We start from the raw sequence: 7,790 nt of genomic DNA, 5'->3' as shown, positions 1-7,790 counted from the left end.
TCACCATCCGGGAACCTGAACAACTGAATACGTTTGGTGATGATGGCGGAGGGGAACCACGCGTTCCCATCTCGAACACGACCGTTAAGCCCTCCAGCGCCGATGGTACTTAGACCGCAGGGTCTTGGGAGAGTAGGACGTTGCCAAGCGTATGCACTAAATCCATAGATGTAACATGGCCCACTCGGCTTCAACATGATACACGGAGAGGTGTCCGAGCTGGCCGAAGGAGCACGATTGGAAATCGTGTAGGCGTCACAAGCGTCTCGAGGGTTCGAATCCCTCTCTCTCCGCCACTAATATACATGCATGGCCCGTTGGTCAAGGGGTTAAGACACCTCCCTTTCACGGAGGTAACAGGGGTTCGAATCCCCTACGGGTCACCAATAATTACTTAAGGTTATGGGCGCTTAGCTCAGCTGGGAGAGCATCTGCCTTACAAGCAGAGGGTCGGCGGTTCGATCCCGTCAGCGCCCACCATAATCTTTCGATTGACGCGGGGTGGAGCAGCCCGGTAGCTCGTCGGGCTCATAACCCGAAGGCCGCAGGTTCAAATCCTGCCCCCGCAACCAACATTTATCGAAGCTTTCATACTTCGAGTAGTGTGGAGCCGTGGTGTAGAGGCCTAACATGCCTGCCTGTCACGCAGGAGACCGCGGGTTCGAATCCCGTCGGCTCCGCCATTATAGTTTGTACAAGTTGTGCGATGTATCTGCCGTTGTAGTTCAGTTAACGCACTGGATTGTGGCTCCAGCATTCGTGGGTTCAAGTCCCATCGATCGCCCCATATTATAACCCTTGGGGATTAGCCAAGCGGTAAGGCAACGGACTTTGACTCCGTCATGCCTAGGTTCGAATCCTAGATCCCCAGCCATTTTTATGAGCCATTAGCTCAGTTGGTAGAGCACCTGACTTTTAATCAGGGTGTCGTAGGTTCGAGTCCTACATGGCTCACTTTAATGAAACGCGCGTATGGCGGAATTGGCAGACGCACTAGACTTAGGATCTAGCGGGAAACCGTGGGGGTTCAAGTCCCTCTACGCGCATTAGATTGCGGAAGTGGCTCAGCGGTAGAGCATCGCCTTGCCAAGGCGAGGGTCGCGGGTTCGATTCCCGTCTTCCGCTCCAACTCACATTAATTGGTTGTTGCATTCAACATTAATTTATTGTAAACTATAACTTGTGTTTATGAGGTACAAAGTATTTGCGGAAGTGGCTCAGCGGTAGAGCATCGCCTTGCCAAGGCGAGGGTCGCGGGTTCGATTCCCGTCTTCCGCTCCAACTTCATAAGCCGGTATGGCGGAATTGGCAGACGCGCGCGACTCAAAATCGTGAGGGAAACCGTGGGGGTTCAAGTCCCTCTACCGGCACCATATTCATCATCGGGACGTAGCTCAGCTTGGTAGAGCACCTGGTTTGGGACCAGGGGGTCGCATGTTCAAATCGTGTCGTCCCGACCATTTTTTTAAATCATACGTAAGCGGGTGTAGTTCAATGGTAGAACTCCAGCCTTCCAAGCTGGTAGCGTGGGTTCGATTCCCATCACCCGCTCCATTTTTTATGTTCCAGTAGCTCAGCTGGATAGAGCAACGGCCTTCTAAGCCGTCGGTCGGGGGTTCGAATCCCTCCTGGGACGTTTTAATTTGAATTTTGAGTGCACTCCCACAACAAATGGTTTGGAATTATTTTTTCGCTAAGGGAATCATCATCGTATATTAAGCTTCTCGTGATTATGTCGCGGGAGGCTTTTTTTATTTGTCTGTGTTGCTTTTGCCTGGTATTGCCTGCTGGTGTATGTTGCTGTTGACACGTAATTTTCTGTGCCACAGGCGTGCGCCTTGCTGTGAGATGCACACGTGAGTTTTATCCTGCCGGCAGTTCCTTGCCGTGGGATTCATACACGTGATATGTCTCCTGCAGGCAACTTTCTTGCGGTGAGAACCATACACGAGAGATCTCTCAATCCATACGCGTGAGATCTATGGGGCAGTCGTGCCATACACGTGAGATCTATGGGGCAGTCGTGCCATACACGTGAGATCGATGGTGCACCGTGCCATACACGTCAGATCTATGGTGCAGTCCTGCCATATACGTCAGATCTATGGTGCAGTCGTGCCATACGCGTGAGGTCGATCGTGCAGTCGCTGCTTCCCCTGAGATCCACACACGTGATTCCCGTAGGTTTGTCACATAGAGGAAAAATATAGTAAAATACGGGTTGAACAAATGTCAACCTAAAGCTTCGTAGATTGGTTGACAATTAATTTAAGTTCAGCAGAGGAGCAAAAGCGAGATGATACAAGTACAAAGAGTCTGGCTGGCGTTGGCGGATAAGTCGATGCGAGGTGATGTTTTGTCCATGCAAGAAGGCTTGGAGATACTTCAAGCTGAAGACGATGAATTGCTGGCTATCATGGATGCTGCGTTTCAAGTCCGTAAGCATTACTTTGGTAAAAAGGTAAAGCTGAATCTAATTGTTAACGCGAAAAGCGGGTTATGCCCTGAGGACTGCGGCTACTGTTCGCAATCTATTATCTCACAGGCACCAATCCCCAAATATCCGCTGCTTGACAGGGAGACGTTAGTTGACGGGGCGCGTCGAGCACTGGAATGGAAGGCGGGTACGTATTGTATAGTGGCGAGCGGTCGAGGACCAACCGAGCAGGAACTCGATCATGTGGTTGACGCTGTAAAAGAGATTAAAGCAACGATGCCATTAAAGATATGTGCATGTTTGGGTATTTTATCGGACAACCAGGCCGCTTTACTGCAGCAGGCAGGGGTGGACCGATACAACCACAATTTAAATACGAGCAAAGGCAACTTTGCTAACATCACGACAACCCACAGCTATGACGACCGTGTAACGACGATCACGAAGGCAAAAAAGTCGGGAATGTCACCTTGTTCAGGATGCATCATAGGCATGGGCGAAACTGATGAAGAAATAGTGGAGATGGCTTATGCGTTGCGGGAATTGGACGCGGATTCCATACCGGTCAACTTTTTGAATCCGATTGCCGGCACGCCGCTGGAAAGCCAGAGACAGTTGAATCCGCGAAAATGTCTCAAAGTGGTCGCCCTGATGCGCTTGATTAATCCATCCAAAGAAATTCGTATCGCGGGGGGCCGTGAGCTTAACTTGGGCTTTTTACAACCTCTGGGGCTGTATGCTGCTAATTCCATTTTTGTCGGCGATTATTTGACAACGGAGGGGCAGCAAGCACAGGAGGATCACCGAATGATAGAAGATATGGGCTTCGAGATAGAATTGTCTGCTTGGTAACTTTTTTCTCCACTGCCTCCGCTAGTATTTAACTTTATAAATATTTTAGGTGTATTGGGGATTTTGTTAGGGTGGTGTAGAAGATTAGAACAGCTTGATTTATAATAGAAGGGATGTGGATAGCGTTTACATCGCGGAAAAGAAAACGGTTTATATTGGCTGAATGGGGGCGGGGACAGATGAACTTTTTTGACTTAACGGGAAAGGTTGCAATCGTAACAGGAGGCGCGGTAGGTCTCGGCGGAGGTATATCTCTAGGCCTGGCTAAGGCTGGTGCGGATATAGCAGTGGTAACAAGCAACGATCGCAGCCGTGAGACACAGAATCAAATTGAGGCGTTGGGCCGCGAGGTACATACAATCGTAGCAAATTTATCGGATGAGCAGGAACTGCCGCGTGTGATTAATGAAGCGCTGTCTGCTTTTGGTAAAATTGATATTTTAGTCAATAACGCTGGCATTATTCGTCGGACTCCGGCGGCAGAGCACTCTGCTAAGGATTGGCATGATGTGGTAAATTTGAATATGAATTCTACATTTTTCCTGTGCCAGTTGGCTGGCCGCGAGATGATAAAGCAGGGGCACGGCAAAATTATTAATATCGCGTCAATGTTAAGCTTTCAAGGCGGTATCAATGTGCCGGGGTACACAGCTTCGAAGCATGCAGTGGCAGGGATCACGAAGGCGCTAGCCAACGAATGGGCGAGCAAAGGCGTGCAAGTCAATGCAATCGCACCGGGTTACATGGCTACGGACAACACACAGGCACTGCGCGCAGATCCGGAGCGAAGCTCGCAAATTTTGGCGCGAATTCCGGCCGGCCGTTGGGGCACTACCGAGGATCTTCAGGGAGCGGCTATTTTCCTGGCTTCGGCTGCGTCAGACTACATGAACGGTCATGTATTATGCGTAGACGGAGGGTGGATGAACCGATGACCGATCCACAAATCGCAACAGGGCAAATGTTTCGGCCAGACATTATTACGTTTGGTGAAACGATGGCGCTCATGATTCCAACTAGCTCTAAAGGTATCGAATATTCCGCGGAATTTCAGAGTATGTTCGGCGGTGCAGAGAGCAATTTTGCGATAGGGATATCTCGCTTGGGACATAGGGTAGGCTGGTTCAGCCGTTTGGGCAAAGATCCGTTGGGTCAAATGATTTTGAAAAAAATCCGGGGTGAGGGGGTCGATGTTTCACGGGTAGAGCTCACCACGGACGCGCCTACAGGGCTGATGCTGCGTCAGATCGTCTCGGGCAAGACGTCGGTCTTCTACTACCGGAAGGGGTCCGCCGCCAGCACCATGAGGCCCGATCAGCTCGACGAGGAGTATATCAGGCAGGCAAAATATTTGCATGTGACAGGGGTCACGCCGGCGCTCAGCGATTCATGCCGTGCAACCGTCAAGGAAGCGATACGCATCGCTCACAAGCATGGGGTGAAGGTGTGCTTTGACCCGAATCTGCGGCTGAAGCTGTGGACGATAGAAGAGGCGCGCACAGTGATTTTGGATATAGCAAAGGATGCGGATTATTTCCTGCCTGGCTTGGACGAGCTGAAGCTGTTGTATCACACAGAGAGCTTCGATGAGATTGTGAAGCGCTTACGAGAGCTGAAAGCAGTATCGGTAGTGAAGGGCGGAAATGACGAGACCTATGTGGTACAACAAGGGAATGTTAGTGCGGTGCCTTATTTTAAAGCGGACCGCGTAGTTGACACGGTGGGCGCGGGTGATGGTTTTTGTGCGGGGTTTTTCGCCGGATTACTCAAAGGATACAGCCATACGGAAGCGGCGCGGCTGGGTAATCTAATCGGTTGCATGGTTGTGCAAATGGAAGGCGATTGGGAAGGAATCCCTACGTGGGAGCAAGTCGAAGCAGTACTGCACAATGTTACACATGTGGAGCGTTAGATGCGGCTTACGTGATTCACGCTAGTGTTGGGCTCTCTGGACGCGGCATGTGTGCCGCGGCGGTGGATTCAGCAGCACTGTGAGTTCGGCGGCAGAGCGTATAAGTACAGCGTGAGGCACGCATATAGTGAGCAGTGCGGCCACGGTTCAGCGGTGGATAGTCTGGTGCGTTTGCTGCATTCATGCTGCAAGGGTGAGTAGGCGTCAATGTGCGATGATACATAAATGTGGGAGTAGGACGGAGGATTGGATATGAAAAAAATACGGCTGCTGCAGCGGATCAGTGAGGCAGGCGTCGTTGCGGTATTACGGGGGAGCACGCCGGAAGAAGTCGTAGAGATGGCGGAGCAGGCCATCTCGGGAGGCATTAAAGTTATCGAGGTGACGATGACGGTGCCCTTTGCTTTGCAAGCGATTGAGACACTTGCGAAGAAATATTCCAGCTCGGCCCAGGATGCGGATAAGTACGCCGTGATCGGCGTAGGTACCGCTTTGGATCCGGAGACTGCGAGAGCTGCAATTTTGAGCGGGGCCGAGTTTGTGGTTGGACCTGCATTAAACCCGGCAACGGTAACTCTGTGCCATCGTTACAGTGTGCCGGTGATGCCCGGGGTAATGACAATAGCGGAAATCCAGCAGGCGCTGGAGTTAGGCGTGGACATTGTCAAGTTGTTCCCGGGCAACCTGTACTCCCCTGCTACGATCAAGGCCATCAAAGGGCCGCTGCCACAAGCAAATATAATGCCGACCGGCGGAGTTTCGCTGAGCAATTTGGCGGAGTGGGTTAAGGCTGGGGCGGTAGCCGTCGGCATTGGCTCGGATCTCACCGCCGAAGCGGTGAAAACTCGTGATTACACGCAAGTGGCTGTTAAAGCTGCACAATATATCGCGGCCTACAAAGCTGCCAAGCAGTGACAGGGGAGAGTGCGGCGTACCTGAGGCGGTTGGCGACTAAGCAGCAGCTATCGAAGCCGACAAAGTCTTCTAAGCAGTAACTGGGGAGAGTGCCGCGCGGCTTGAGGCGGCTGGCGACTAAGCAGCAGCTATCGAAGCCCACGAGTCTTCTAAGCAGTAACTGGGGCGAGTGCAGTGCGCCTGAGGCGGTTGGCGGCTAGGCAGCAGTGAAGGCATGCATGCGAAGAATGCGTGCGTGAGTTTCCCGCGATGGGTTGAGCTGAGCAGCCAGGTGCAGCAGGTGGATGAATTAAAGTCGCAGAATTAAAAGCTATACAAGTTAGCATTTAGTATGAGTAACGAAAAGATAAGTGTAAGAACGTTGTCCGTCGACGACCGAAGGGCTCCTGAGGAATGCTGCGTCCTCTCAGGGCAAGCCGGGCCAAGGCGAGGCCTAAAGGCGTAAACAACCCGCCGTTCCTTGGGGAGCGGCGGGTTGTGTTCATGGCTCATTTTACATATCAGAGGACCAATCAGAGTTTTTTTGCTGGATTTATGCCCACCATCGCCAACAACTCCCCATCACTCGGCTAAGGATACAAAGGTTTGGAGTCGTCGGATGACCGTTTTTCCATTTTCTCTATCTGGCCTGTGCCGGTATTTTTCCCATCCTTGTCCTGTTTCTTTCGACCGAATGGCACAGACAGTGCAAATTTTTTGCAGGAAGTTTTTTTCAAGCCTTTTTTGTCAAAGTGCAACGTGGCGTTGATTTCGCCGCCCAGAATCAGAATCACACTGGATAAATACAGCCAGATCAGCAGGACGATGATACCTCCGATGCTACCGTACATTTTTGTATAATTACCGAAATTATTTACATAAAAAGAAAACAGCACGGACGTCAACAGCCAGCCGCATGTCGCGAATACTGCACCAGGCAGCACTTCTTTGAACGTTAAGCGCAAATTCGGTATGTAGCGGTACAATAGCATGAACACCGTGGCTATCACCAACAGCGGGATAACATATTGGGCTACACTCCAGATGGTGTCAAAGCTGCCTGGAAGGTGCACAAGTTTATAGATAGCCTCACCAATGATTTTGCCGAAAATCAATAGGAGCATACTGCACAGTATAACTGCAGCCATGACTATGGTAGCGATTATGGATAGACCTTTTACTTTCCAGTACGGCCGCTCTTCTTCGACGTCATACGCCTTGTTCAAGGATTTCATCACAGCGTTAATACCGTTGGACGCCGACCATATGGTCGCGATGAGCCCGACAGATAACAGCGAACCGCTGCGGGATTGCTGGATTTCGGCGAACACGTCCAGAATGGTCTGCATTGACAAGTCCGGCAGTACGCGCGTCATCCCCTGAATAACATCCTGGGCAGTCATATTAGAGAAGCTGAGCACAGCGATGATGAACATCAGGAATGGGAAAAAGGACAAAATTAGATAGTAGGTCAACTGCGCACCCATTGCCGGCACCTCGTCGTCCTGAATACGGCAGTAGAGGTTCTCGGCGAACGTTCTAAGCCCCATTTTGGGCTGATCTCGTATTGTGTTTCGAGGCGCGCGGGAGCCCGGAGTTGGCGAAGTCCTCTGCCGCACCGGTCTGGCTTTGGCAGGCGGATAATTCGTAGCCATGTGTGAATACCTCCCTCTCCACATGTATGCTGTGGGTAAT

The 7,790-nt window shown here is 51.2% G+C and carries 5 protein-coding genes, 14 tRNA genes and 1 rRNA gene; 19 read left to right on the top strand and 1 reads right to left on the bottom strand.

Going from position 1 to position 7,790, the window contains the following annotated elements; translation table 11 throughout:
* Positions 1–32 precede the first annotated feature (32 nt).
* The 19 genes from rrf to CBW46_RS11940 all read left to right on the top strand — a co-directional run bounded on the left by rrf (position 33) and on the right by CBW46_RS11940 (position 6,116).
* A 5S ribosomal RNA gene (gene rrf, locus CBW46_RS12030) occupies positions 33–149 on the top strand.
* Positions 150–204: 55 nt separating this feature from the next.
* Positions 205–296, top strand: a tRNA-Ser gene (locus tag CBW46_RS12025).
* Positions 297–311: 15 nt separating this feature from the next.
* A tRNA-Glu gene (locus CBW46_RS12020) sits at positions 312–386 on the top strand.
* An 18-nt stretch (positions 387–404) separates the two neighbouring features.
* A tRNA-Val gene (locus CBW46_RS12015) sits at positions 405–480 on the top strand.
* Positions 481–495: 15 nt separating this feature from the next.
* A tRNA-Met gene (locus tag CBW46_RS12010) sits at positions 496–572 on the top strand.
* 34 nt (positions 573–606) lie between these two features.
* Positions 607–683: transfer RNA gene (locus CBW46_RS12005), tRNA-Asp, on the top strand.
* A 116-nt stretch (positions 684–799) separates the two neighbouring features.
* Positions 800–874 (top strand) — tRNA-Gln (locus CBW46_RS12000).
* 7 nt (positions 875–881) lie between these two features.
* A tRNA-Lys gene (locus CBW46_RS11995) sits at positions 882–954 on the top strand.
* Between the two features lie 12 nt (positions 955–966).
* Positions 967–1,046 (top strand) — tRNA-Leu (locus CBW46_RS11990).
* A gap of 7 nt (positions 1,047–1,053) precedes the next feature.
* Positions 1,054–1,128 (top strand) — tRNA-Gly (locus CBW46_RS11985).
* Between the two features lie 78 nt (positions 1,129–1,206).
* A tRNA-Gly gene (locus tag CBW46_RS11980) sits at positions 1,207–1,281 on the top strand.
* 9 nt (positions 1,282–1,290) lie between these two features.
* A tRNA-Leu gene (locus CBW46_RS11975) sits at positions 1,291–1,373 on the top strand.
* 10 nt (positions 1,374–1,383) lie between these two features.
* Positions 1,384–1,460, top strand: a tRNA-Pro gene (locus CBW46_RS11970).
* Between the two features lie 20 nt (positions 1,461–1,480).
* Positions 1,481–1,554, top strand: a tRNA-Gly gene (locus tag CBW46_RS11965).
* Between the two features lie 8 nt (positions 1,555–1,562).
* Positions 1,563–1,636, top strand: a tRNA-Arg gene (locus CBW46_RS11960).
* A 660-nt stretch (positions 1,637–2,296) separates the two neighbouring features.
* A complete protein-coding gene (gene bioB / locus CBW46_RS11955) occupies positions 2,297–3,289 on the top strand; it encodes a biotin synthase BioB (RefSeq protein WP_089200226.1) in 993 nt (330 codons plus the stop codon).
* Positions 3,290–3,468: 179 nt separating this feature from the next.
* Complete coding sequence (gene kduD / locus CBW46_RS11950) at positions 3,469–4,224, top strand: 2-dehydro-3-deoxy-D-gluconate 5-dehydrogenase KduD (protein WP_089200225.1); 756 nt, start codon at positions 3,469–3,471, stop codon at positions 4,222–4,224.
* A complete protein-coding gene (locus tag CBW46_RS11945) occupies positions 4,221–5,201 on the top strand; it encodes a sugar kinase (RefSeq protein WP_089200224.1) in 981 nt (326 codons plus the stop codon). Before kduD ends, CBW46_RS11945 begins: the two co-directional genes overlap by 4 nt.
* 252 nt (positions 5,202–5,453) lie before the next feature.
* Complete coding sequence (locus CBW46_RS11940; RefSeq protein ID WP_089200223.1) at positions 5,454–6,116, top strand: bifunctional 2-keto-4-hydroxyglutarate aldolase/2-keto-3-deoxy-6-phosphogluconate aldolase; 663 nt, start codon at positions 5,454–5,456, stop codon at positions 6,114–6,116.
* A gap of 569 nt (positions 6,117–6,685) precedes the next feature.
* Here CBW46_RS11940 and CBW46_RS11935 read toward each other — a convergent pair.
* Complete coding sequence (locus CBW46_RS11935) at positions 6,686–7,750, bottom strand: YihY/virulence factor BrkB family protein (protein ID WP_089200222.1); 1,065 nt, start codon at positions 7,748–7,750, stop codon at positions 6,686–6,688.
* Positions 7,751–7,790: the final 40 nt, after the last annotated feature.

Source organism: Paenibacillus xerothermodurans, assembly GCF_002220865.2.
Classification (GTDB): Bacteria; Bacillota; Bacilli; order Paenibacillales; family NBRC-103111; genus Paenibacillus_S; species Paenibacillus_S xerothermodurans.
This window is presented reverse-complemented; position numbering and strand designations above follow the sequence as displayed.

What these genes read in the sequence shown, in the direction of transcription:
- kduD (WP_089200225.1), top strand. Translation starts at nt 3,469, where the DNA reads ATGAACTTTTTTGACTTAACGGGAAAGGTTGCAATCGTAACAGGAGGC.
- bioB (WP_089200226.1), top strand. Translation starts at nt 2,297, where the DNA reads ATGATACAAGTACAAAGAGTCTGGCTGGCGTTGGCGGATAAGTCGATG.
- CBW46_RS11935 (WP_089200222.1), bottom strand. Translation starts at nt 7,750, where the DNA reads ATGGCTACGAATTATCCGCCTGCCAAAGCCAGACCGGTGCGGCAGAGG.
- CBW46_RS11940 (WP_089200223.1), top strand. Translation starts at nt 5,454, where the DNA reads ATGAAAAAAATACGGCTGCTGCAGCGGATCAGTGAGGCAGGCGTCGTT.
- CBW46_RS11945 (WP_089200224.1), top strand. Translation starts at nt 4,221, where the DNA reads ATGACCGATCCACAAATCGCAACAGGGCAAATGTTTCGGCCAGACATT.